Genomic DNA, 23,576 nt, shown 5'->3' on the forward strand with positions numbered 1-23,576 from the left:
TAGAATAATGATATACAAATGCTAGCAATATCCTAGAAAAGTTTCTACCCTTGTTACTATTATTATTCATTGGTACATCTTCATACCCTAGGTCTCTGATTAAACATAGATAAAGCACGAATTGACCAATCATCAATTCGTGCTTTTCATTTATTTTAGCATGCGAGAATACCCAAATATAAAATCACTTTCGCCTAAATAAAAACCTAATCGTCTGAAATTATCTTGAATCTTCTCTGGATCGGGAGTAATTACCATGGGTAGCCTTCTTAGTGCTCTTTTCGTTTCCTGTCCTACATAACCATCGACAATCAGCTGATAGTCTCTTTGAAATTGCTTGACTACCTCTATGGTATCTTCGTCATATATACCTGACATTTCTTTAAATTCATACCCTAGTAAGCTTAGATGCTGTTGGAGAGCTTTCACTTCTTCCCCAGTACTACCGAGACCAAAAAGCGTATGCGTAATCGCAGGTGCTTTACCGATATCTGTGGAAATTACCGTAAATCCGTTCGCACGGGCAAGTTCATCGAACGAATTTAACGAGTGAACAATGATGACTGGAGTTTTGACATTGACCATATCAAAAAGCCATCGTATATCATCATTATCCATACGAACACAACCTAAACTTACGTACTTTCCAATAGAGTTTGGGTTATTGTTTCCATGGATCGCATAAGTGCTACCCATTGTGCCACGTGCATTTAATCCTAACCACCGATCACCAAGTGGGTTCACTGGATCGCCTCCAGCGATATTTTCCTTATAGTAAGGTCTGTTCACGATCTTGTTGACGATTTGAAAATGACCTTCCGGTGTTAGTAGCGGACTTTTGCCCGTTGCAACAGGAAATATTTCGTACAATTCATTATTTTCATAGTGTGCTAGTTCATTGCTAGCTTTGTTAATAATAATGAATGATTGCTCGGAAGCGTGGGAGTCAAGTGGCCATAAAAAACAAAACAAAAGAATAAGTAATGGAATTTTTTTCACGAGAGAAAAACCTCCAATTCTAAGGTGTCACAATATTAGACTCCATTTTATGGAAAAAAGTTACAAGTAAACTCATATTTTCTCAATCTAATAGCCCTTCACATATTGTTCACCATTTCACAATACAATGTTCACAGGTAGGACAGTCGCTACTGAGTCGATCATTATATACTAATAGTGAAGATAGTTAGTGATTACTTAGTAACCTAGTCCAACAAAAGGACTACCAGACGAAAGCAAGACCAATCACTCACTATCAAAATTATACTTTGAGGAGTGGATCAATCATGGTCATGAATTTCTTAAGAAATAATAAAATAGCTGCAGGTATCTTAGCATTCCTTCGTTTATATCTTGGGTGGAGTTGGCTTTCAGCCGGTTGGGGCAAAGTAACTGGTGAACCTTTTAACGCTGGTGGTTATTTAAATAATGCAGTTGCTAACCCTGTGGTTAGTCACGGCGACATTGTTTATCCTACCTATATAGCTTTCTTAGAAAAATTTGCAGTACCAAACGCTGACCTATTTAGCTTTATGGTTGCCTGGGGAGAAGTACTTGTTGGACTTGGACTAATTGTAGGTGTTTTAACTACTTGGGCAGCATTCTTTGGGGTAGTGATGAATTTCGCGTTTATGTTTGCAGGAACTATTTCAACTAACCCTTGGATGATCTTAATCTCAATCTTTATCCTAGTAGCTGGTTACAACGCAGGACGCTTTGGTGGAGACCGTTGGGTGATACCTTATTTAAAGAGCTTCATTTTCAAAAATAAATCAGATGTGAAAAATGCCGCATAACAAAAAGCACGAATTGACAATGACTCAATTCGTGCTTTTTTCTGTTATATAGGTATTTCCCACGATTAAGAACACTAGCATCACAAGTAAGAGGGATATCCTTTAGATCTTCTACAGAAAGTGTACTAGGGGAGGAGAAATCTGTTGCTAGCGTGACCCATTTGCCTCTTGGTCCGTTTGCGTGTTAGGTCCATCAGATAACGCAATATCTTCAATCCATTTTTTATACACTGGACCTAAAGACAGGAGTAGAACGTCGATGAGAGTTATTGGAAAAATTGACTTTATATTTATAAGCTTCATATTTCTGAGAGCACGGTCAATTATATTTTTAACGCTTAGTAATCCTATCTTTACTGCTACACTTTCAGTATAAGCAAATGAGGTTTTAATAGCTGACATTATACTTGAATAGGATGTTTCCATTTTGTGCTGTTCCATCAGAGAGTGGTGTTTTCCTCTTCCAAAACTTAATAAATGAAGCATTTCTAACGTAACTAAGCTGTTGATGCCTGTAAACTGTACCATGTTATAAAGGGTAAATTTTTGGATGATTGAGTTTCCTTTTTTCAAAAGACGAAGCCATTGGTCACTAACATGAAAATAAAGATAGATTAATACTAACGTGTATCTTGTTTTCCAGCCGCGTTTTTTAAAAATTCCCATTTTAATAAAGAGTTTTTCAATCAATGCAAAATAAATAGCAAATCCCATTTTTACAGGCCACTTTAGTTTAAATGCCGTAATGAATAGAGCTGTAAACGGGACATAGACTGCTTGCGACAAAATAGCTCCTGAAATATCGTCTAAGAATTTTTTCTTAAAAAAATTCGGTTTATATCTATATAAATGTAAAAACGAGAGTATAAGGTACTCAAAAAGATACGCTAATCCCATGTTGGATAATAACAATACAACTAAAGGTTTTTTATTCTTTACTTTTGCAAAAGTATACAAGAGTAACGTCGAATGAATGATCAATAAAATTAAATAAGGATATCGATTATTCTTTCCAAAAAACATATCAACTCTCCATTCCTTAAAGGACTAGGTTTATTATTTCCTAAAGAGTTTTTATTACACTTTGCATTATATAAAACAAGAGATTTTGTATGAATTTCCATATAGTTTATGTTGGATGGTACAGAGGTTATTATTATGAAGGATATCTTTTACTTAATATGGAATTTAATAACAGTAGTTTTATGAAGGGGTTTAGGCTCGCACATGATCAAAAGAGGGGGCATGGCACACCCATGGTTAAAGCTGTATTCTTCGACCTAGATGGAACTTTATTAAACAGAGAAGAGTCAATCAAAGCTTTTATATCCGACCAATACCATAGACTCCATACATACTTACATCATATACCCAAAGATCTTTATATTGGTAGATTCATTGAATTAGACGCAAGAGGTTATGTATGGAAGGATAAGGTATACAAACAGTTAATTGTTGAATGTAATATTTCCGGTGTAGGTTGGGAGGAATTACTTCAAGATTATCTCACTCATTTCAAATACCATTGTGTACCTTTTCCAAACTTACAATCCATGCTAGACCAATTAAAAATGGATCAGCTTACGTTAGGAATTATCACCAACGGAAAGGGGCAATTCCAGTTAGACAACATCAGAGCTCTTTCTATTGAGCACTATTTTGACTGTATTTTTGTTTCAGAGCTAGAAGGTCTAAAAAAACCTGATCCGCGCATCTTCCAAAGAGCATTAAAAAAGTTTGAAATCCTTCCTCATGAAGCAGTCTTTATCGGAGATCATCCAGAAAATGATGTGAAAGCGGCACAAGCGGTTGGAATGAAAGCAATTTGGAAAAAAGATGATTTTTGGAAGACGGGACATTCAACGTTCACCATTCACGATTTATCCGAGATCTGTACCCTGATTACACAAATGAAAAAACACAGTACTAGTCTTTAAACTGGTACTGTGTTTAGATCGAATAATCGTTCACCCAACTACTTTCCCTAGATCGTTCGCTTAATTTCGTGTCCCGTCTCTGAAAATAGCGAAATAATCCCTTTATTTCAAGCAGTTTCTCGAGATTTAAATGTAATTGCTGCTCTTTATATTTTTTATTCCAATCAACTCGATTTACAGTTTCACGAATGCTACCTTTCATATTCGCAAATAAGACCTCGATCTTCCAGTGAACAAGCATTTCCTCTAACTTATCAATGGAGACTGTATCAATGTCATTTACTCCACTCATATCAAAAACCATCCACTTTGCTTGAGGATTTTGTTTCATCAGCTTTTTTAAATGTTCCTCAATGTAAGAAATGTTAGCAAAATGAAGGCTAGCATCGATGCGAACGAGTAAGACCTTTTCTGAAGTTATTGCTTTCGTGTACCTCCTAACGTCACGAAACGTCTTTTCTTCAGGAACATATCCTAATTGAGCAATATCCGGCTTCGCACTTTTTTCTATTAGTAAGATAAGAGTAAGGATTGCACCAATAATAATTCCCCACTGTATTCCAACAAAAAGGGTGACACAAAACGTGAGCAACCAAACCCAGCCTTCTACTGGTTTAATTTTCAAAAGAGTAGGTAACTCTCTAATGTTTACTAATTTATAGACAGCAGCGATAATGATTGCTGCTAGGATGGCTGTTGGCAAATAGTAAAATAGTGAAGTGAAAAATAATAACGTAATTATGACACAAATGGCTGTGACAAATGATGTCACTTGAGTTCTACCACCTGATTGGTGGTTGATCGCTGTTCGCGAAAAACTGCCGTTAATCGGAAATGCTTGAAAAAACGAACCGACAATATTAGAAACTCCTAATGCAGTTAACTCCTTGTTAGGAATGATCTTATAGTTTTCAATTCTAGCAATGGACTTCGAAATAGCCAGAGATTCCATAAAGGCAATTAAGGATATCGTGATTGCCATTGGTAGCAACAATTGTATCGTTTGAAAAGAAATACTTGGCAATGTCATTTGTGGTATTCCTTGAGGCACGTTACCAATAATCTGAAGTCCTTGTTGATCTAATCGAAACAACATGACAGACACGATCGCCACCACAACTAGTAATAACGCTCCTGGTATTCGTGGTGATCGTTTATTTAAGAGAACGAGCGTACTAAACGCAAGTAGTCCAACGAAAACAGTCAGTACGTTTGCCTCATTAATTTTTCGTAAAATATCAAAAAACAAGAGATGAACCTGCAAATAATTGCCGACATCAATCCCTAATAAGTGTTTAAACTGACTAACAGCAATAACAATCGCAGCAGCAGATGTATATCCACTTAATACCGAATGAGGAATGAATTTGACGATAAACCCGCCATTTAAGAGCCCTAGCAAAAATTGAATGACCCCTACCATTAAAGTCAGTGTTAGAACTAACGAAATGTATTCACTCGATCCAGGTTCTGCATAAAGCGAGACACCAGTAAAAACTAATAATGAAGTAATGGCTACAGGTCCAACAGACAAATGCTTGGAAGAAGCAAACACCGCATAAATCATCAGTGGAATGGTTGAAGCATATAACCCCATAACAGGGGGGACCCCTGCAAGCATCGCATAAGCCATACTTTGTGGAACAAGCATGACGAATAGAGTTAGACCGGCAATGAGATCGTTTCTTAAAAACGTTTTATTATATTTTTTTAGCATAGCTACGCTACCTTCCTAAATTGGTAGTTTACCTTTATATTTGTTATTGTATCATTCAAAACTTATATAAGTATTGGTTATTCCTTCTTACTTACCAAAACAATTTTCTTCACTATAGGCTGTAACCAATATCCTAGGCAAATTCCACCTACATTTAAAATCAAATCATCAATATCAAGACTGCCTCTTTTCGTTATAAATTGTAGTCCTTCAATTAAACAAATCGCTACTATCGCGAAACCTAGAAGTATTGGAAACGATGCTTTCATTGTTATATAACGATAGTAAACGCCAAAGGGGATAAATAAACCTATGTTTGCAGCAAGATTATAAAACGATACTAAAAAGCTGACCTCACCAAAGAGATAGTAGAGTATTGTTTCAAAAGGTAGTAGACTTATCGTTCCATAGGTTTGGTTTGCCGGACGAAAAAAAAGCAAAACAAGGAGGCTTCCCAGATACAGATAGATAACAGCGTGTAGAATGACAGGAGAAATTAGGATTTTTTCGTCTGTCAGCCAGCAAACAGCAAAGAAAATGAATGATGTGAAGCAAAACCAAACAACAACAATTACAATCGGGTGAAGATAACTTGTTAACTCAAACCATATTGGCATGAGTAGGAAGAAAACGAGCTGAGAAAGCAACAACACGATGGTTAAAGGTCTACTCATGTCAAAGTACTCCATTCACAAATAATATACTAATTATAGCAAAAACGATGCTAGAATTAGCATTAAACCGATTTATTTTGTAATATAAACTTGTATTAGCATAATTTTGTAGGAGGGGATCCCTTGAAGTACAGACGTCTAGGCAACACAGGTTTAAAGGTAAGTGAAATTAGTTTAGGTAGCTGGTTAACTTACGGAAAATCAGTTGAAGAGAATTTAGCAGAACAAACAATACATAAAGCTTACGAACTAGGAATTAATTTCTTTGATTCGGCCAATGTTTATGAGCGTGGTGAAGGGGAGCGCGTCATGGCTCAAGCTCTTAAAGAATACCCACGTGACTCATACGTCATTACAACAAAAGCGTTTTGGCCAATGGGGGACGGACCGAATGACCGTGGACTGTCTAGAAAACATGTGACAGAGCAGGTTCATGCTAGTCTAAAAAGAATGAATTTAGATTATGTTGATATCTTTTACTGCCACCGTTATGATCCTGAAACACCAGTCGAAGAAACGCTACGTGCGATTGATGATTTAATTCGACAAGGAAAAATCTTGTATGCTGGTGTGAGTGAGTGGAGCGCTGCTCAAATTGAAGAAGCAGTAAGGATCGCTGATCGCCGCTTGCTTGACCGCATCGTTGTAAACCAACCAGTTTATAACATGCTAAATCGTTACATCGAACCTGAAATCATTCCAACGAGTCAGAAGCATGGCATTGGTCAGGTTGTATTTTCTCCATTAGCACAAGGGGTGTTAACAGGGAAGTATAAACGTGGGCAAGTTCCTACTGATAGCCGTGCCTCAAATGAGTCCATTAATATGTGGATCACCAACATGTTAAATGATGACGTATTAACGAAGGTGGAAAAATTAGAGGGAATTGCAAAAGAGTTAGATATAACGTTACCATCTTTAGCTTTAGCATGGATCCTTCGCCAACCGAACGTAGCTAGTGCGTTAATAGGTGCAAGTAAACCAAGTCAGGTAGAAGAAAACGTAAAAGCAGTAGAAGTAGTTTTATCTGAGGATATTATCAACCAAATAGAAGAGATCTTGTAATGAAATTATGGCACCACAAAAGCGTAGAGCTTTTGTGGTGTTTTTTTGGTATAAAAAGGATTTTTCCATATTACTATTGAATAGGATTACTATCATAAGGAGGGTATACGATGAATAACAAATTACTAAGAGTAGGGACCATTTACTTACCGGTAACAAATGTCGAACGCTCAGCTGATTGGTATGAAAGTAAACTAGGGGCGGTAGTCACTTATAAAGACAAGGATAAAGCAATTATCAATTTGGCTGATATAAGCTTTTTTCTCGTGAAATCGGCTCCAGAACAAAATGCAAACTTTTATGATATTTATGGTGATGAGCGATTTTCGCTAACCTTTGAGGTGAACGGACTAAAAGCGCTTGAAACCATTTATCATGATTTTCACGAAAAAGGTGTAACCATCGGAGTAATTGAAAATAGAGGACATATCGGCAGAAATTTTGTCTTCTATGATCCAGATGGTAACAAGTTTGATGTTTGGAGTGAATTAAGCCCGAGCTATAAAGGAAGAAATTAATGTTAGAATTCTGGTTATTGGTCACTACGTGGCAAAGTTTGGGGAATAGTATAGACATAAGAACATGAGGACGTGAAAATGAGATGAAATTTATAGGGATCGATTTGTCTGGTCCTGCCAACCACCATGATACGGTAATGACCGTGTTCGAGCCAGGAGAAACTTCACTTGTATTTGAAAATATCTTACTCGAGGCTTCAGATGAAATCATCGTTTCCACCATTATGAAACTTGCAACTGAAGGGGAGGTTGCTATCGGAATTGATGCTCCTTTATCTTATCAGGATGGTGGTGGTGATCGGCCTCAGGATAAAGGCTTACGTCAATGTATGAAGGAATTCGGTCTTTCAGGCAGTTCCGTTATGCCACCAACTTTAACCAAAATGGTTTATTTGACACTAAGAGGAGTTGCATTAACTCGTAGGGTACTTGCCGATCCTGCGGCTAGTAATATTCGGATTGTCGAAGTGCATCCTGGTGCAGCGATAGGAACGAGAATAGGAATAGAGAATATAAGTCATGCGCTTCACTATAAAAAAGAATTGTCTTCAAGACAGGTAGTTTTTGAATGGTTTTCAACAGTTGGGTTAGACGGTATTCCCGCCATGGTTTCAGAAAATTCTCATCGTATCGATGCTTGTGCAGCAGCACTTGCTGCTTGGCATTGGGCAGATCCAAACAAGCAACCTACATGGGTTTGGACGGAAACATCACCGCCACATCCGTTTGATGTGTGTTGTTAAAAGGGAATAGAGGCTGTCCCAGAAGTTTAGGACACCCTCTTTTTGCAGCAGGATTTTTTTGGAGGACATATATTCAGCTATTTTCGTAGTTTTTGCCTTTTTTTAACTTTAGAGGACACAGTGTGTCCTCGTAAATGACCCGCTACCATTTAAGACTTAACTACACCCTAAAAACCAACTCAAAATACTGCAATTAATTGGGACAACTTCTTAATTGTTCTTTTCATAAACTCTAAGATTCCTATACACAAGTGTTAAAAGGGGAGCTTGAACTCTATGTTGCTCTGCTAATTGTAGTAAATAGCCCTGGATATGATCTGCCTCTGTTGGATACGATTTTTCCATATCACGTAGCATGGAAGATTTCATTGTGTAGGATTGTTTTCTCACCGTTTCCATGTGTTTACGTTCAATACCATCCGCAATAGGAGCACCAACAGCTCTCATAATTGTTGCTGTTTCTTCAAATAGCTGTTCAATAAAAGTTTCGCCTTCCTCACGGATCGGTCCAATCGCTGAACGCATCAGTGTTGTAATTCCCGAAAGAGTCGTAATAAAGAGGTATTTATGCCAAATGTCTTGTACGATATTTTCACTTAAATGAAAGACTGTTTTGGTACCACTAAATACTTCTCTAATCGCTTCGACCCGAACACTCGTGCCACCCTTTAATTCACCAAATGATAATTGATGAGTCGGGCTTGTTTGAACGACCTCACCGTTCTCATTAAGTGTTGCTTCAACAAAACAAAGTCCTCCCAAAATCTTCTCCTGACCAAACATCTCTTTTAATTGATCAAAATGTTGATAGCCATTTAGAAGTGGTAAAATCAACGTTTGATCTCCTATGTAAGGTTTAATAGCTTCTATCGCATTATGAAAATGATAGGATTTTGTTGCAAACAAGATTAGGTCAAATGGTATCACTGCTTCTCCAGCAAGAATAGTTTTAGGCTGTAACTTGACATCGCCATGAACACTATTGATAACTAACCCATGTTCAGTTAGCTGTTTTTGTCTTGCTTCTCTAACAAGGAACGTAACATCTTCACCTTTTTCAACTAATCTACCTCCAAAGTAACCACCGACGGCACCCGCACCTAATACTAATATCTTCAAAAAACGTTCTCCCCTTTCCTCAGATTGTTTTTACACTGATTTTTTTTCTACAAATGAATGGGAATATCCTTTATTACTAGGAGAATATTAAAAGGAGAGGATTTTCTTAGATAGGAATTTTTACACCATGAGGTAGGTAGCGCTAGGTAAGAAAGCTCAATACGTTCTTGTCAAAATTATCACATTACATTTACAAAATGCCCGGAGTACTATTGTTACCCATTTTCTTTGTTGACTGACTTGTATATACAAGTTATAATTCGAATTAATCACAACTTGTATATACAAGTTCCGAATTTTATGAAAGCGATTAATGAAATCGCTACCAGGGGGAATACAAATGGCAACAGTTGAAAGAAAAACAGTAGAACAAATCGTCGAAGCCATTGGTGGGGGAGAGAACATAGCTTCTGCCACTCATTGTGTGACTAGATTACGTTTTGTTTTACACGACGAAGGAAAAGTAAACAAAGAACAATTAGAAGGCCTCGAAATTGTCAAAGGTACCTTTAGTACAAACGGACAATATCAGGTCATTATTGGACAAGGCCTTGTAGATAAGGTCTACAGAGAGTTGGTCAAGATAACTGGCATTGGCGAATCTTCAAAAGAAGACATAAAGGCTGCTGCTGAAAAGAAACTTAATCCACTTCAACGAGCAATTAAAACTTTAGCAGATATCTTTATTCCGATTTTACCTGCCATTGTTACTGCTGGTTTACTAATGGGGATTAACAATATCCTAACAGGTGCTGGAATTTTCTATGATGAGCAGTCAATTATTGATGTTCACACACAGTGGGCAGACTTTGCTAGCATCATTCATTTAATAGCTAACACGGCGTTTGTGTTTTTACCAGGTTTAATCGGTTGGTCGGCAGTTAAGAAATTTGGTGGAAATCCGTTACTTGGGATCGTCTTAGGTTTAATGCTGGTGCACCCTGATTTACTAAATGCATGGGCATACGGTGCTGCGAAAGAAGCGGGGACAATCCCATACTGGAATTTATTTGGGCTAGATATTGCAAAGGTTGGTTATCAAGGACAAGTATTGCCGATTTTGTTTGCTTCCTACGTTTTAGCCAAGTTAGAAATCGCATTGCGTAAACGAATTCCTGATGCGTTCCAACTATTATTAGTAGCTCCAATTGCACTACTCGTTACAGGTTTCCTAGCGTTTATCATTATCGGACCAGTTACATTTGCAATCGGTAATGCAATTACATCGTTATTCGTTGGTGTTTTTGACAACTTTGCAGTCATTGGTGGTTTGTTATACGGGCTTATTTACGCACCACTAGTAATTACAGGGATGCATCACACGTTTTTAGCTGTTGATATTCAGCTAATTGGTACTACTGGTGCAACATTCTTATGGCCGATTTTAGCTTTATCAAATATTGCTCAAGGGTCTGCAGCTTTAGCGATGATGTTTGCGACGAAAGATGAAAAACTAAAAGGTTTATCACTAACCTCATCTGTTTCAGCTTATCTAGGTATTACTGAGCCAGCAATGTTTGGGGTAAATCTACGTTATAAATATCCGTTTATTTGTGCAATCATTGGATCTGGAATTGCTGCTGTTGTCATTACTGTTAATAAGGTACTGGCGTTTTCTATTGGTGTAGGTGGTTTACCAGGTATCTTTTCAATCTTCCCGGAAAAATGGTTACCGTTCTTCTTCGGGATGTTAATTGCGGTAATAGTACCTTTCGTCCTTACACTAACAGTAGCAAAAATTAAAAAAGCTTAATGAACTAGACATACCGTTGGCGCTCATGCCAATGGTATTGTCCATTTACATATCAAAAAATGGAGTTGAATTGTAATGAAACACAATGAATGGTGGAGAAAAGCTGTCGTCTATCAAATTTACCCAAAGAGCTTCAACGATACATCGGGAAATGGAGTAGGGGATATCCAAGGAATTATTGACAAACTAGATTACTTAAAAAAACTTGGGATCGATGTGATATGGTTAACACCAATCTATGCTTCGCCTCAAATTGATAATGGCTATGATATTAGTGATTATTTTTCCATTCATGAGGAATACGGAACAATGGAGGATTTCGACCGTTTACTATCAGAGGCTCATGAACGTGAGATTAAAGTCATCATGGACATTGTTGTCAATCATACGTCAACTGAACACGAATGGTTTAAAGAATCACAAAAATCAAAGGAAAGTCCTTACCGGGATTTCTATATATGGAAAGACCCTGTCGACGGAAAAGAGCCAACCAATTGGGTTTCTAAATTTGGTGGCTCTGCATGGAAGTTCGATGAAACGACTGCTCAGTACTACCTTCACTTATTTGATGTTACACAAGCCGATTTAAACTGGGAGAATGAAGAAGTTCGAAAAAAAGTGTATGACATGATGCACTTTTGGTTTAATAAAGGTGTCGATGGTTTTCGCTTAGACGTAATTAACCTGATTTCAAAAAATCAACAGTTTCCAAATGACACACCACCTGGAGATGGACGCCGGTTTTATACAGATGGACCAAGAGTTCATGAGTATATGAAGGAAATGAACCGAGAGGTATTCTCAAAATATGATGCGATGACGGTAGGGGAAATGTCATCTACAACTATCGAGCATTGCATTCAATATACCAATCCTGAAAGTAAAGAACTGAGTATGACATTCAATTTTCATCATTTAAAAGTGGATTATCCGAACGGGGAAAAATGGGCCCTCGGCAAGATGGATTTTCACGCGTTAAAACAAATTTTATCGAAGTGGCAAATAGAAATGCACAAAGGCGGCGGTTGGAACGCATTATTCTGGTGTAATCATGACCAACCTCGTGTTGTCACTCGTTATGGTAATGACGAAAAGTACCATCAGCAATCAGCGAAAATGTTGGCAACCACCATTCATATGATGCAAGGTACTCCTTACATTTACCAAGGCGAAGAGTTCGGAATGACAGATCCGAAGTTTGATGACATTACAAAGTATCGTGATGTGGAAACGATTAACTATTACCAAATCATGGAGGAGAAAGGTATTCCAACTGAAGAAATCATGGAGATTATTAAACGAAAGTCCCGTGACAACTCCCGTACACCTGTTCAATGGGATGCTAGTGAAAATGCAGGCTTTACGACAGGAACGCCATGGATTGGGATACCTGAAAATTATCAGACGATCAATGCTGAGGCTGCGTTAGAGGATAAAAATTCGATTTTTTATCACTATCAACAGTTAAATGGTTTAAGAAAGCAGTACGACGTCGTTACTCATGGCGATTATAAGTTACTAAACGCGGATCATGAACAAATCTTTGCCTATTCAAGAACGTTTGAAAACGAAGGGTTAGTGGTGGTTTCCAATTTCTATGAGAAAGAGACCACATTTGAACTACCAAATGACTTTAATCAAGTTCAGATCTTACTTTCCAATTATCCAGACCCGAGTCCTGACTTAAACCAGATTGTATTACGTCCATACGAATCAATTGTTTATCATTTTACAAAGGAATGATAAACTACATTTAGGTGGTTAGGATGAAAAATAAGTACGTAAAAATTTATGATGAGTTAGTTAGTTTCATTCAGGATGGGACTTTAAAGGCTCATACAAAGATACCTTCTGAGCATGATCTTGCCCTGCACTATCAGACAACGAGAGAAACGATCCGTAAGGCACTAAAGCTTTTGTCTGAGCATGGGTACATACAGAAAATGCAAGGCAAAGGCTCGATTGTACTAGATGTAAAAAAATTTGATTTTCCTATTTCTGGCTTGGTTAGTTTCAAAGAGCTGGCTGAAAAAATGGGACAACGGGCGAAGACAACATTGAAGAAGCTAGAAAGCAACACCCCAAATGATTACATTCGAGATCAATTAAAGGTGAAAAGCTCAGATAATGTTTGGGAAGTTGTGCGAGTTCGTGAGTTAGATGACGAAAAGGTGATTTTGGACAAGGATTTTTTAAACAAGAAATTAATTCCTGGTTTAACTGAAGAAATCTGCGAAAATTCACTTTATGAGTACATTGAAAATGAACTTGGCCTTGTGATTAGCTTCGCGAAAAAAGAAATTACCGTAGAAACGCCTACAGAAGAAGATCATATGTATCTAGATATCGTAGGGCATGAAACATTGTCGTCGTAAAGAATTACGTCTATCTAGATAATGCAAACCTCTTTCAGTATACGGAATCCAGGCACCGTCCAGATAAATTCCGCTTCGTTGACTTTGCCCGACGAAACTAAAAAAACGAACTTAATCGGAGAGTACTGCAATAGTAACATAGATGGAAAAAAACGAGCCTCTCGATCAATTCTAAGGCTCGTTTCTAATTACGCTATCTGCAGTCTCTCCCTTGAGTTCGTTTTTTTTATAACTTGCCACCAAGAAAATCACTAATTATCTCAGAGTAGGAGGGTGAATTGATAATGGCCTCCATGTGACCATTGTCTGACACCAGCTCATGGTAGTAAGCGGTTCTCCCAAGACGATGTAGTCGATCAACTAAATCCTTACTCTCACTTGCAGGGAAAATCAAGTCTGAAACAGTCGGGATTATGAGGACGTTAGCTTTAATCCTAGATAGGGCAGCTTCATAAGAGTCATATCCCTTTTCTAGCGTAAACTGTTGGCAAACACGACTAATATACAGCCAATGGTAAGGATCCACTGTTTCAACGCGTTTATTGACGATCTCATCTAATTTTTGATGAAAATGGATTGGCTGAAGTTCTCCTCGCAGGCTTGGTTTAACAGCCTCGTACCCCCATAATTGTTCTGCATACGGATAACTATACGCTTGTATCGTCATTCCTTTAATCGCTGAATAAACGCCGGCAATTTCATTTGCAAGAATTGCTTCTATTCCTAGTTGTAGTGGGTTGACGGATGTATATGTAGACGTCCGACCAGTTGAAACAACAGCAATCACATGATCGATATCATCTGGATAATCGACTGCCCATTGCAGTGCTTGCATACCTCCCATGGATGGACCAGCAACACACACGAGATGGTTGATACCCAGTGTTTCTAGTAACAACTTCTGCAGACGAACAAAATCACGAATCGTAACCTGAGGGAAAGATAGACCGTAGCGTTGACCAGTAGAAGGGTCAATCGTCGCCGGACCTGTCGTGATCACATTCGGATGCTTTACGTTCACGTTCGAAATCACATCCATACATACGATAAAATACTGTTCGGTATCAAAAGCTTTTCCAGGTCCAATAAGTGGGGACCACCACCCAGGCTCTTGAATGACTTGATCAGAACCAATTCTGTAGCCGTCACCACCAGCATGACTTGTCCCACTAAAGTAGTGGCAAATTAGGATGGCGTTAGACTTGTCTTCGTTTAATTCTCCGTATGTTTCGTATCCAGCAGTTACCGGCATCGTTACGCCAGCCTCAAACAGAAACTCCTGGACTGTAAAGGATTGTTTGGTTATGTACACGTTTCTCACTCCTTAAAAATATCAAGGGTTTTTCCTAACTATAGCAAAAATAGATCTTTTTAGGAAAGCGTATTTTCCATTAGAAAAATAACGTGAAGTAAGGTAAAATATGGACATTACATTTTTTTAAAGAGAAAGGACTTATATGGATCGTTATCAACGCAACATTATCATCGCACTTATTATTGCAACATTTCTAGCTGCAATCGAAGTAACGGTCATTAGTACGGCTATGCCTGTAATTACAAAAGACCTTGGTGGGCTTGACTTAATTAGCTGGGTTTTTGCGATTTACTTGTTAACGTACGCCGTTATGACACCGATTTTTGGAAAGCTAGCAGATTTATTTGGTCGGAAAAAAATATTTATAACCGGAGCCACGATCTTCTTGCTAGGTTCAGCGTTGTGCGGACTCTCGCAATCAATGGAACAATTAATTTTCTTTAGAGCATTACAAGGAATCGGGGCAGGGGCCTTAATGCCAATGACCTTTACCATTGTTGGTGATGTGTTCAAATATGAACAACGAGCCAGAGCACAAGCGATTATAGGTTCTATCTGGGGTGTAGCCGGTATTTTCGGACCACTTGTTGGAGGATTTTTCGTTGATTTTTTCACTTGGCACTGGATCTTTTACATCAACATCCCGTTTGGACTTGTCTCTATGTACCTAATTTCCAAATACCTGAAAGAAACGATTGAGAAAAAGAAACGTTCAATTGATTATGGAGGAGCAATTACTTTCATTATCGGTACGACCGCACTACTTTATGCGCTTCTTTCCGGTGGTAATGAGATCAATTGGAACGATAGTATTATGTTTACACTGTTTGGAACGGCGTTCGTATTTTTAGTTGTTTTCGTGATGATACAATTACGAGTGACAGAGCCAATGCTACCATTTCACTTATTTACAAATCGCCATTTGCTTATCGTCAATTTAAGTGGATTATTACTTGGCTCCATTCTGATTGGCTTAACTGCATACCTGCCACTTTGGGTACAAGGAGTACTTTTATTACCAGCGACCTCATCAGGACTAACGTTAATTCCTATGTCGCTCGCATGGCCACTAGGAGCGTTTTTCAGTGGACGCTTTATTGTAAAATTAGGGACGAAACCAATATCTTTAGCTGGTGTCATTCTGATAGCACTAGGGAGTTTTGCACTTACATTTATAACGGAGCTGACCTCAAATCTATTTCTGATCATCATCATGATTGTGATCGGTTTAGGCTTCGGTCTATCATTTACCGTATTTACTGTTATCGTTCAATCCTCAGTTGATTGGAACAATCGTGGGGCAGCTGCTTCATCTAATGCCTTTTTACGAACATTAGGGCAAACGCTCGGAATCGCTGTATTAGGTGCTGTACTTAATCAACACATAGGTGGGCACACCAATAATGGTACCGATGTGGCACCTGACTTACTAGCTGCAGGGCTTCATTCTGTCTTTATTATTTTAGCGGTTGTCGCAACCGTCTGTGTCTTATTAGTCGCTAGCTTTTTACCAAAAGAGCAGCCAGATTATGCAAAGGAATCAAATTAAGACAAAAAGGTCGTTTCTAATGGGAACGACCTTTTATCTTACTTATAACTTTTTATAATTCTTATGTTGGACAACCGTTTTTCTTGGCTTATCATTTTCTTCTCTAGTATCTAATTCAATCGATGAAGAGTTATTGTATACGCCGATAATGGTCCCTTTTTCTCCTTTAAAATCTCCGGCAGTAATTTGAATTGCGTCTCCAGGTTGAACAGTAATTTCCTCTGACATAGAAGTAACCTCCTCTTTTGGTCTAACAGTAGAATTTGTTTGTTCGTAGTCACTTATACTTTTTAAAATTCATAAATCTTTTCTAATAAAAGAAGCCATACTAAAAGCAAAACGTAGTAGGGGGGAATCGCCATGAGTTTAATCTCTATTTTTGCTTTAGGTGGCTTACATGAGGTCGGGAAAAATATGTATGCCGTTCAATATGCGGATGACATCATTGTAATTGATTGCGGAAACAAATTTCCAGACGAAAGTTTATTAGGAATCGATTTAATTATACCTGATATTACATATTTGGTGGAAAACAAAGAAAAGATTAAAGCCTTAGTTGTCACACATGGACATGAAGACCATATCGGTGGAATCCCATATTTCCTAAAAAAATTAAACGTTCCCGTTTATGCAACACGTTTTACATTAGGGTTAATTGAGTTGAAATTAAAAGAACATAAAATTTTAAGAGAAACAGAACTTGTCGAAATTACTCCAAGCTCTAATTTATCGATTGGAAAAATTGCAGTAAGCTTCTTCAAAGTTAACCACAGTATACCTGATTGTTTAGGAATTGTCTTTGACACACCTGAAGGCCGAATTGTTCATACTGGTGACTTTAAGTTTGATTTAACACCGGCCAACAATGAATATTCAGATATTCACAAGATGGCTGAGATCGGTAAAGAGGGAATTTTACTTTTATTATCTGAGAGTACCAATGCGGAGCGGAAAGGCTTAACACCTTCAGAACAGCTAGTTGGTGATCATGTCATTGAAGCCTTTAGAAAAGCAAAACGTAAGGTAATTATTTCAACATTTGCATCAAATATTAATCGTGTACAGCAAGTTGTTGAAGCGTGTGAAAAAACCGGTCGCAAGCTAGCATTACTTGGTAGAAGTATGGTAAACGTGGTTACAGTAGCAATGGAACGTGGTTATTTAGATGTTCCCGAAGGCATGTTAATTGACCAAGATGAAATCGATAGTTTTTCTCCTGACCAAGTAGCGATTCTTTGTACAGGTAGCCAAGGTGAGCCAATGGCTGCATTGGCCAGGTTGTCTAACGGAAGCTTTCGTGGAGTAGAAGTCTTAGCTGAAGATACTATCATTTTAGCCGCAGGTCCAATCCCTGGAAACGAGCGCGGAGTTTCAAAAATCGTTGATAACTTTTTCGCAATGGGCGCCCACGTGATTTATGGCTCAGGAAGTTCGTCTGGAATGCATGTTTCTGGTCATGGTTATCAAGAAGACTTGAAATTAATGCTAACACTAATGAGACCAAAATACTTTGTCCCAATTCATGGCGAGTACCGCATGCTTCATCACCACCGCTTACTTGCAGAATCAGTTGGGGTAGAAGAGGGAAATACGTTTATTTTAAATAATGGCGATGTCGTAGATATTGAAAATTCGGTTGCTCGCCATACTCGAAAAATCCCAGTTGGAAATACCTATATTGACGGGGTTGGTACCGGTAATGTTGAAGACATTGTCTTACGTGATCGTAAGCAACTATCTGAAGATGGCATGCTTGTGATTGTTGTAACGATTAGTAAGTCCGATCATAAGCTTATTTCTTCACCAGATACTATTTCCCGTGGCTTCGTTTACGGTGAAAATTTCGATGAGTTAATGAAAGATGTAAATTATTTGATCACAAGAAACGTAAAAGATTTACTTAAATCGAATAAAGTCTCGTGGAATGCCATGAAATCCTCGATAAGAAAATCAGTCGGCCAACACTTATTCCAGCACACAAGGAAAAAGCCAATGATCCTGCCAATTATTATTGAGGTTTAGGAGATCGCACCATTCTAACATTGGATGGTGCGTTTTTGTGTTTGCTGAACGTCGGGAAGGGGGAGAGGGGGGATTCTTAGTTAATAATGGTGAAATCGAAGATCTTTTTGCAGTTTCTTTCATATTCACGCTAAACCGATCACGTTTTTTACAGTTTCTTACATATTCATGCTCGGTTCACTCTAAACCGACCACGTTTTTTACAGTTTCTTACATATCCGTGCTCGGTTCACGCTAAACTGAATACGTTTTTTACAGTTTCTTACATATCCGTGCTCGGTTCACGATAAACCGACCACATTTTTTACAGTTTCTTACATATCCGTGCTCAGTTCAGGCTAAATCGACCACGGTTTTTACAGTTTCTTACATATCTGTACTCGGTTCAGGCTAAACCGAATACCATTTTTACAGTTTCTTACATATCTGTGCTCGGTTCATGCATTCCAAACATTTCAACTCCGTTTTTTTCAATTCAGCTCACCCTTCTTCTTTAAACACAACGCTATTTCCTCTATCGTTCTGTACACTTTCCCTACCTAACCTTGTCACACATTTTCTACTTCTAGATACAATATATTAAGAATAAAATTATTTTAAAGTAATTGTTCAAGACACTTTTCGTAAACTTTGTGGCTATTACAACAAAATGCTTCGTTTTTAATTCGTATTTTGTTGATTACTCAGTTTGGAGGTTAGAAAAGATGCCCGTCAAACTTTGTGCAATGCCTATGCTTCTTATCTAAAAAACATCAATTTTTGGTGAAACAGGCGCATTAAAAAGACTCACGAAAAAGGAGTAGAGTATGAATAACGACTTAGTGTTCTATAATACCTCAATCGATCAGATGAGTTTTGATATGGTTTTTGACCACTTACTTCAATTTATTAAAAGAGAACCAACGAGTTTTTATCGGTTGGCCATTGGAACAGATTCGCAAGTACATCCGACTGGTACGAAGTTCATAACTTCTGTCCATCTTCACCGTGTTGGCAAAGGTGCTTGGGGTTGCTTAAAGAAAGAGATTATTCCGAGGCGAGTAACATCATTAAAAGAGAAAATATTTTTAGAAACAATGTACAGTCAGGAAGTAGCATCACTATTTTCCAATGACCATATTTCTAATCTAGCTGAACCACTAATCCCTCATATTGACAACGGAGCTGACCTTACCTTTGAGGTTCATTTGGATATAGGTAAAAAAGGGAAGACAAAGCATTTCATTGAAGAGATGAGCGATCGAATTTTGGCCATTGGTCTACAACCTAAAATTAAGCCCGAGTCATATGCAGCTTCATCCTATGCAAATAAATATACAAAATAACCTCTGTTTCCTTCAATAAACCTCGAAATTCCTTACTTTAGAAATCTACCACATATAAATATTCCTTCACATCTTTACCATTCTGAACCTACTTTTCTCATAGGTATAGTTCATTTAGGTTCTTTTTTTTGTTTTTTTAGATAACCCACTTTTTATCGTTCAAAAATTTTTTTTAGATAAATCTATAAATCTGACAAATCCTGACAGATTTTATGGTAAATTAATAGAATAGAAAATGTTAAGGAGTTAAACGATGAAAAAATATATTTTAACAGCTGCAATATTTTTTATTTTTTTAGTTAGTTTTGTTTATTTCTTTCAGAACTCAACTGAAGAAGTATTTTATGAAAAGGAAAAGCCACTACAGCTTGGAGAACTAATTGAGGGAACTCCAGAAGCAGACAAGCCCGAAGATGTGATGGAGGAAGAACCTGTAAAGGAGGTCTTCACAGCAACAATTGCCGGTGTCGGTGATATTCTGATCCACGAATCGGTTTATAAAGATGCAAAACAACCGGATGGTACATATGATTTCAAACCGATGCTAGAGCTCGTAAAGCCCTATATACAGCAAGCTGATGTAGCCTTTGCCAATCAGGAAACGATATTAGGTGGCTCAGAATTGGGGTTGTCTGGTTACCCGATGTTCAATAGTCCGTATGAAGTAGGAGACGCCTTAATCGATGCAGGGTTTCATGTAGTGAGTATCGCGAACAACCATACGCTAGATAAAGGTGAAAAGGCGATCTTAAACGCAATTGACTACTTTGAAACGAATGGTTTACTTTACACTGGCGCTTATAAATCTGAGGAAGACCGTGCGACGATCCGTGTTCTTGAAAGTAACAACATCAAATTTTCGTTCCTTGCCTATTCTTACGGGACAAACGGTATGCGTTTTCCGGAGGGGAAAGACTATTTAATTAATTTAATTGATGTCGACAAAATTAATGATGAAATCATTCGTGCGAGGGAAGTTTCTGATGTTGTCGTATTAAGTCTTCACTTTGGTGATGAATATGCACCTTACCCGAACGAGCTTCAAAAAATGCTAGCGGAGGAATTCACTCGTACTGGTGCAGATATTATTTTTGGTCATCATCCACATGTCTTGCAACCAATGGAGTGGATTAAACAAGAAGATGGGAGACGATCATTTGTCGCATATTCATTAGGAAACTTCTTATCTGGGCAAAAGGGGATTGAGCGTGAAATTGGTGGAATAGCCCAATTAGAGGTAGTGAAGACAGTACTAGGTGAAGAAATTACGATTGAATTACGAGATCCAAGGTTTTTACCGGTGTTTACCTACAAAAAAAATTGGCGGAGCTATAAGCTTTATCCGCTTCATGAGATCCTTGATCAACGACACATCTTACCAGATGCCGAAAACCACTTAGAGCAAACCAAAAAACATATTTCTCAATGGATGCCAGAATTACGTTTTGATTTTTTCGAATAAAGCTAAGAAGAGCTACCAAATCACGGTAGCTCTTTTTCACGTACATTTAACTTAGCTTTTGCTGAATTTTATCATGAGTCAGCTCAATTTTTGAAGGAAGAATATATAAATACTCAATAATACCATCCAATAACTCAATCATTAACGTTGCCATATCTTCATCAAGATCACGATCAAGTTCTAAAATTTGATGAAAATGACTATCTGGCCGAATGAGTTGACTAAGTGTTACAAGTGGTTTCGTCAAATCCAAATGCTTAGATAAGCTTTCAACCTGAGTAGAGAGGGCTTGACCTTTGGCTTTTTCACCAAGAAAGCTTTTCATCACGCTTTCAAACACACGTTTGGTTAACACTGCGGTTGCAAAAGGATCCTGCAATTGATGAGCATTCAAGGCCGATCGGTACACTCGGACAAGATCACCTGGTATTTTGGCTTCGTTTTCTACTTGCTCAAATGGCATTTTATGATCGTATATATATACCTTTACTTCATCATTGGTAGCCTCGTTTAAATGGGAAAGCATGATAACAAAGGAAGTCAAAGACTTACACTCGGAACAATTCCCTTTAGAAAACATCCCAATTCGATTCGCATGGGAATCTGCTTTTAAATTAAATTGAGCATTTTTGCTACAATGTGGACATTTGCATTTCAGTTCTTTGGGAATTTTCAGATGTCCATACTGACTGTAAGATAATATGGAACCTGGCCATATTCGTCTCATTGATTACCTCCTAAAATAGAAACAAATCAAGAATTACTTCCATGTAACCTTCAAATTTTCCTTTATTGTTATAATATCCTAATTACAGAAATATCAATGCAAAATTCAACGGTAAATTTTCCCTAAAAAAAGAACTCATTTCATCGGTGTGAAATGAGTCCAAATTTTACATACCAGTATAATCTGTAATAGTTTGAGATAGGCGTGTGGCTGTGCTAGCCACTTCCTCACTAGCTAGAGAAATATCTGAAAGCATGGATACTAAACTAGAGATTTCAATTTCAATTAAGGTATTTTGCGAATTGCTTTCTTTTGCTTGGGTTAATATTTGATTTAAAATGCTGTGAACAGATTCTGTTGTTTGCACACTACTGATCACGATTTCGTTAATACTTTGAATTGATGACTCCATTGTTCGAATTTGTTCATTTGTTCGCCCACTAATCTCAGATACCTTTGATGAAGAACTCTTTGTTTGATCAGCTAATTTACGAACTTCCTCAGCAACGACTGAGAAGCCTTTTCCCGCTTCACCAGCTCTAGCCGCCTCAATTGCAGCATTCAGTGCTAATAGGTTGGTTTGCTCCGCTATATCTAAGATAATCCTTACAATTCCTTGTATTTCCCTAGCATTATTATCTAATGTCTCTGCATTTTCAACAATGCCTTCAACTCGATTTTTTATAACAGAGATCTGTTGAGTTAATTGGTTCATTTTTTCAGTTCCAGCTTGTGATTTTTGTTGTACTTCTTCTGAAAGACTTTTTCCTGTTGACGATGCTTCTTTAATTACTTTTGACTGATTAGCCATTTCTGTCGTACTTGCATGAGTTTCCTGAGCTGTTGATGCTAAAAGTTCTGCACTTGTACCTACATTACTAGCTAGCTCCGTTTTTGCATGTCTGTCCGATTCTTCTCGTAACATTTTTCCTTTTAACTCGTATGCAGTTAAAACTAATTGTTGTTCGAAATTCAAAATTTTGTTCACAGCATTAATTGCAAGGACTCTGTCTTCTGTACTCTTATAGTTTTCAAGGATGATTTTTTGTAAAATCTCAAAAATCACATTAAATGCAGCCATATACCATCTAGGTTCAAGTCCAATTCTTACATGAACATGGGCTATTTTTTCTCGTTTACTTACAAACACATTGTCAACGATCCCGTTAAACATTTCTAGTAGGTGAGTACGTAAAGTTTTTTGCAAGCCTTCAACACTACTATTATTTTGAATGATTGCTGTAAGATGGGGTACTTTTGTTACACGTTCATAAAATCCAGCAGTCATTTGGTCCACATTCTCGACTATATGTGGCTGCATTATTTTTAAAATCTTTAAGTCTCGTTCAGTCAAATCAATCATTGCTAATTGAAGTTGAATATCCGGAGATAATGAACGATCAATTCTAACCTCTACATCAAGTTCTTGAGAAAATACACTTTGTACCTTTTTTTTCTGTTTACTAAATATCATATTAT

At 37.7% G+C, this 23,576-nt stretch carries 20 protein-coding genes and 1 pseudogene; 12 read left to right on the forward strand and 9 right to left on the reverse strand.

Going from position 1 to position 23,576, the window contains the following annotated elements; translation table 11 throughout:
* Positions 1-150: 150 nt before the first annotated feature.
* Positions 151-999: a L,D-transpeptidase family protein gene (locus DS745_RS22615; protein WP_129080503.1), complete on the reverse strand. Its 849-nt coding sequence runs from the start codon at positions 997-999 to the stop codon at positions 151-153.
* A 287-nt stretch (positions 1,000-1,286) separates the two neighbouring features.
* On the opposite strand from DS745_RS22615, the gene DS745_RS22620 reads away from it, so the two are divergent.
* The gene (locus DS745_RS22620; protein WP_129080504.1) at positions 1,287-1,796 is read left to right on the forward strand and encodes a DoxX family protein; all 510 of its coding nucleotides are present in this window, start codon (positions 1,287-1,289) and stop codon (positions 1,794-1,796) included.
* Positions 1,797-1,943: 147 nt separating this feature from the next.
* Here the strand turns inward: DS745_RS22620 and DS745_RS22625 are convergent, their stop codons facing one another.
* Positions 1,944-2,819, reverse strand: a complete 876-nt coding sequence (locus DS745_RS22625; RefSeq protein WP_129080505.1) for a hypothetical protein — start codon at positions 2,817-2,819, stop codon at positions 1,944-1,946.
* 233 nt (positions 2,820-3,052) lie between these two features.
* Here DS745_RS22625 and DS745_RS22630 point away from each other — a divergent pair, with 233 nt between their 5' ends.
* Complete coding sequence (locus DS745_RS22630; protein ID WP_129080506.1) at positions 3,053-3,733, forward strand: HAD family hydrolase; 681 nt, start codon at positions 3,053-3,055, stop codon at positions 3,731-3,733.
* 13 nt (positions 3,734-3,746) lie between these two features.
* Here DS745_RS22630 and DS745_RS22635 read toward each other — a convergent pair whose 3' ends face one another.
* Both DS745_RS22635 and DS745_RS22640 read right to left on the reverse strand, forming a co-directional pair.
* Positions 3,747-5,450, reverse strand: coding sequence for a SulP family inorganic anion transporter (locus DS745_RS22635; RefSeq protein ID WP_129080507.1), 1,704 nt, complete (start codon positions 5,448-5,450; stop codon positions 3,747-3,749).
* Positions 5,451-5,527: 77 nt separating this feature from the next.
* Positions 5,528-6,124 carry a VanZ family protein gene (locus DS745_RS22640; RefSeq protein WP_129080508.1) on the reverse strand — a complete coding sequence of 199 codons (597 nt, stop codon included), beginning with the start codon at positions 6,122-6,124 and terminating at the stop codon, positions 5,528-5,530.
* A gap of 123 nt (positions 6,125-6,247) precedes the next feature.
* Here DS745_RS22640 and DS745_RS22645 point away from each other — a divergent pair, with 123 nt between their 5' ends.
* The 3 genes from DS745_RS22645 to DS745_RS22655 all read left to right on the forward strand — a co-directional run bounded on the left by DS745_RS22645 (position 6,248) and on the right by DS745_RS22655 (position 8,450).
* Positions 6,248-7,189, forward strand: a complete 942-nt coding sequence (locus DS745_RS22645) for an aldo/keto reductase family protein (RefSeq protein WP_129080509.1) — start codon at positions 6,248-6,250, stop codon at positions 7,187-7,189.
* Between the two features lie 110 nt (positions 7,190-7,299).
* Positions 7,300-7,707, forward strand: a complete 408-nt coding sequence (locus tag DS745_RS22650; protein ID WP_129080510.1) for a VOC family protein — start codon at positions 7,300-7,302, stop codon at positions 7,705-7,707.
* Positions 7,708-7,790: 83 nt separating this feature from the next.
* Entirely contained in the window at positions 7,791-8,450 is a 660-nt protein-coding gene (locus DS745_RS22655) for a DUF429 domain-containing protein (protein WP_129080511.1), read from the forward strand.
* A 210-nt stretch (positions 8,451-8,660) separates the two neighbouring features.
* On the opposite strand, the gene DS745_RS22660 is transcribed toward DS745_RS22655, so the two are convergent.
* Positions 8,661-9,569, reverse strand: a complete 909-nt coding sequence (locus tag DS745_RS22660) for a ketopantoate reductase family protein (RefSeq protein WP_129080512.1) — start codon at positions 9,567-9,569, stop codon at positions 8,661-8,663.
* A gap of 340 nt (positions 9,570-9,909) precedes the next feature.
* On the opposite strand from DS745_RS22660, the gene treP reads away from it, so the two are divergent.
* The 3 genes and pseudogenes from treP to treR all read left to right on the forward strand — a co-directional run bounded on the left by treP (position 9,910) and on the right by treR (position 13,798).
* Entirely contained in the window at positions 9,910-11,322 is a 1,413-nt protein-coding gene (gene treP, locus DS745_RS22665; protein WP_129080513.1) for a PTS system trehalose-specific EIIBC component, read from the forward strand.
* A gap of 75 nt (positions 11,323-11,397) precedes the next feature.
* Positions 11,398-13,065 carry an alpha,alpha-phosphotrehalase gene (treC, locus tag DS745_RS22670; RefSeq protein ID WP_129080514.1) on the forward strand — a complete coding sequence of 556 codons (1,668 nt, stop codon included), beginning with the start codon at positions 11,398-11,400 and terminating at the stop codon, positions 13,063-13,065.
* A 23-nt stretch (positions 13,066-13,088) separates the two neighbouring features.
* Positions 13,089-13,798 (forward strand): annotated as a pseudogene (gene treR, locus DS745_RS22675) (trehalose operon repressor).
* Between the two features lie 125 nt (positions 13,799-13,923).
* Here treR and DS745_RS22680 read toward each other — a convergent pair.
* Positions 13,924-15,009, reverse strand: coding sequence for an alpha/beta fold hydrolase (locus tag DS745_RS22680; RefSeq protein WP_161568359.1), 1,086 nt, complete (start codon positions 15,007-15,009; stop codon positions 13,924-13,926).
* A 145-nt stretch (positions 15,010-15,154) separates the two neighbouring features.
* Between DS745_RS22680 and DS745_RS22685 the strand changes: the two genes are divergently transcribed.
* Positions 15,155-16,561: an MDR family MFS transporter gene (locus DS745_RS22685; RefSeq protein ID WP_129080516.1), complete on the forward strand. Its 1,407-nt coding sequence runs from the start codon at positions 15,155-15,157 to the stop codon at positions 16,559-16,561.
* A 42-nt stretch (positions 16,562-16,603) separates the two neighbouring features.
* Here DS745_RS22685 and DS745_RS22690 read toward each other — a convergent pair whose 3' ends face one another.
* Positions 16,604-16,789 (reverse strand): DUF2187 family protein, encoded by a 186-nt coding sequence (locus DS745_RS22690; RefSeq protein WP_129080517.1) that lies wholly within the window; start codon positions 16,787-16,789, stop codon positions 16,604-16,606.
* 132 nt (positions 16,790-16,921) lie between these two features.
* Here DS745_RS22690 and DS745_RS22695 point away from each other — a divergent pair, with 132 nt between their 5' ends.
* The 3 genes from DS745_RS22695 (at position 16,922) to DS745_RS22705 (ending at position 21,370) form a co-directional block, all read left to right on the forward strand.
* Positions 16,922-18,583, forward strand: a complete 1,662-nt coding sequence (locus DS745_RS22695; RefSeq protein ID WP_129080518.1) for a ribonuclease J — start codon at positions 16,922-16,924, stop codon at positions 18,581-18,583.
* Positions 18,584-19,389: 806 nt separating this feature from the next.
* Complete coding sequence (locus DS745_RS22700; protein ID WP_129080519.1) at positions 19,390-19,908, forward strand: ribonuclease H-like YkuK family protein; 519 nt, start codon at positions 19,390-19,392, stop codon at positions 19,906-19,908.
* Between the two features lie 253 nt (positions 19,909-20,161).
* Entirely contained in the window at positions 20,162-21,370 is a 1,209-nt protein-coding gene (locus DS745_RS22705; RefSeq protein ID WP_241657912.1) for a CapA family protein, read from the forward strand.
* 46 nt (positions 21,371-21,416) lie between these two features.
* Here the strand turns inward: DS745_RS22705 and DS745_RS22710 are convergent, their stop codons facing one another.
* Both DS745_RS22710 and DS745_RS22715 read right to left on the reverse strand, forming a co-directional pair.
* Complete coding sequence (locus tag DS745_RS22710) at positions 21,417-22,097, reverse strand: hypothetical protein (protein ID WP_129080520.1); 681 nt, start codon at positions 22,095-22,097, stop codon at positions 21,417-21,419.
* Between the two features lie 166 nt (positions 22,098-22,263).
* On the reverse strand, positions 22,264-23,571 hold the full coding sequence (locus DS745_RS22715) for a globin-coupled sensor protein (RefSeq protein WP_161568360.1): 1,308 nt from the start codon (positions 23,569-23,571) through the stop codon (positions 22,264-22,266).
* Between the last annotated feature and the right edge of the window lie 5 nt (positions 23,572-23,576).

Source organism: Anaerobacillus alkaliphilus, assembly GCF_004116265.1.
GTDB classification, from domain to species: Bacteria; Bacillota; Bacilli; order Bacillales; family Anaerobacillaceae; genus Anaerobacillus; species Anaerobacillus alkaliphilus.

What these genes read in the sequence shown, in the direction of transcription:
- DS745_RS22620 (WP_129080504.1), top strand. Translation starts at nt 1,287, where the DNA reads ATGGTCATGAATTTCTTAAGAAATAATAAAATAGCTGCAGGTATCTTA.
- DS745_RS22625 (WP_129080505.1), bottom strand. Translation starts at nt 2,819, where the DNA reads ATGTTTTTTGGAAAGAATAATCGATATCCTTATTTAATTTTATTGATC.
- DS745_RS22630 (WP_129080506.1), top strand. Translation starts at nt 3,053, where the DNA reads ATGGTTAAAGCTGTATTCTTCGACCTAGATGGAACTTTATTAAACAGA.
- DS745_RS22635 (WP_129080507.1), bottom strand. Translation starts at nt 5,450, where the DNA reads ATGCTAAAAAAATATAATAAAACGTTTTTAAGAAACGATCTCATTGCC.
- DS745_RS22640 (WP_129080508.1), bottom strand. Translation starts at nt 6,124, where the DNA reads ATGAGTAGACCTTTAACCATCGTGTTGTTGCTTTCTCAGCTCGTTTTC.
- DS745_RS22650 (WP_129080510.1), top strand. Translation starts at nt 7,300, where the DNA reads ATGAATAACAAATTACTAAGAGTAGGGACCATTTACTTACCGGTAACA.
- DS745_RS22655 (WP_129080511.1), top strand. Translation starts at nt 7,791, where the DNA reads ATGAAATTTATAGGGATCGATTTGTCTGGTCCTGCCAACCACCATGAT.
- treP (WP_129080513.1), top strand. Translation starts at nt 9,910, where the DNA reads ATGGCAACAGTTGAAAGAAAAACAGTAGAACAAATCGTCGAAGCCATT.
- treC (WP_129080514.1), top strand. Translation starts at nt 11,398, where the DNA reads ATGAAACACAATGAATGGTGGAGAAAAGCTGTCGTCTATCAAATTTAC.
- DS745_RS22685 (WP_129080516.1), top strand. Translation starts at nt 15,155, where the DNA reads ATGGATCGTTATCAACGCAACATTATCATCGCACTTATTATTGCAACA.
- DS745_RS22690 (WP_129080517.1), bottom strand. Translation starts at nt 16,789, where the DNA reads ATGTCAGAGGAAATTACTGTTCAACCTGGAGACGCAATTCAAATTACT.
- DS745_RS22695 (WP_129080518.1), top strand. Translation starts at nt 16,922, where the DNA reads ATGAGTTTAATCTCTATTTTTGCTTTAGGTGGCTTACATGAGGTCGGG.
- DS745_RS22700 (WP_129080519.1), top strand. Translation starts at nt 19,390, where the DNA reads ATGAATAACGACTTAGTGTTCTATAATACCTCAATCGATCAGATGAGT.
- DS745_RS22705 (WP_241657912.1), top strand. Translation starts at nt 20,162, where the DNA reads ATGAAAAAATATATTTTAACAGCTGCAATATTTTTTATTTTTTTAGTT.
- DS745_RS22710 (WP_129080520.1), bottom strand. Translation starts at nt 22,097, where the DNA reads ATGAGACGAATATGGCCAGGTTCCATATTATCTTACAGTCAGTATGGA.
- DS745_RS22715 (WP_161568360.1), bottom strand. Translation starts at nt 23,571, where the DNA reads ATGATATTTAGTAAACAGAAAAAAAAGGTACAAAGTGTATTTTCTCAA.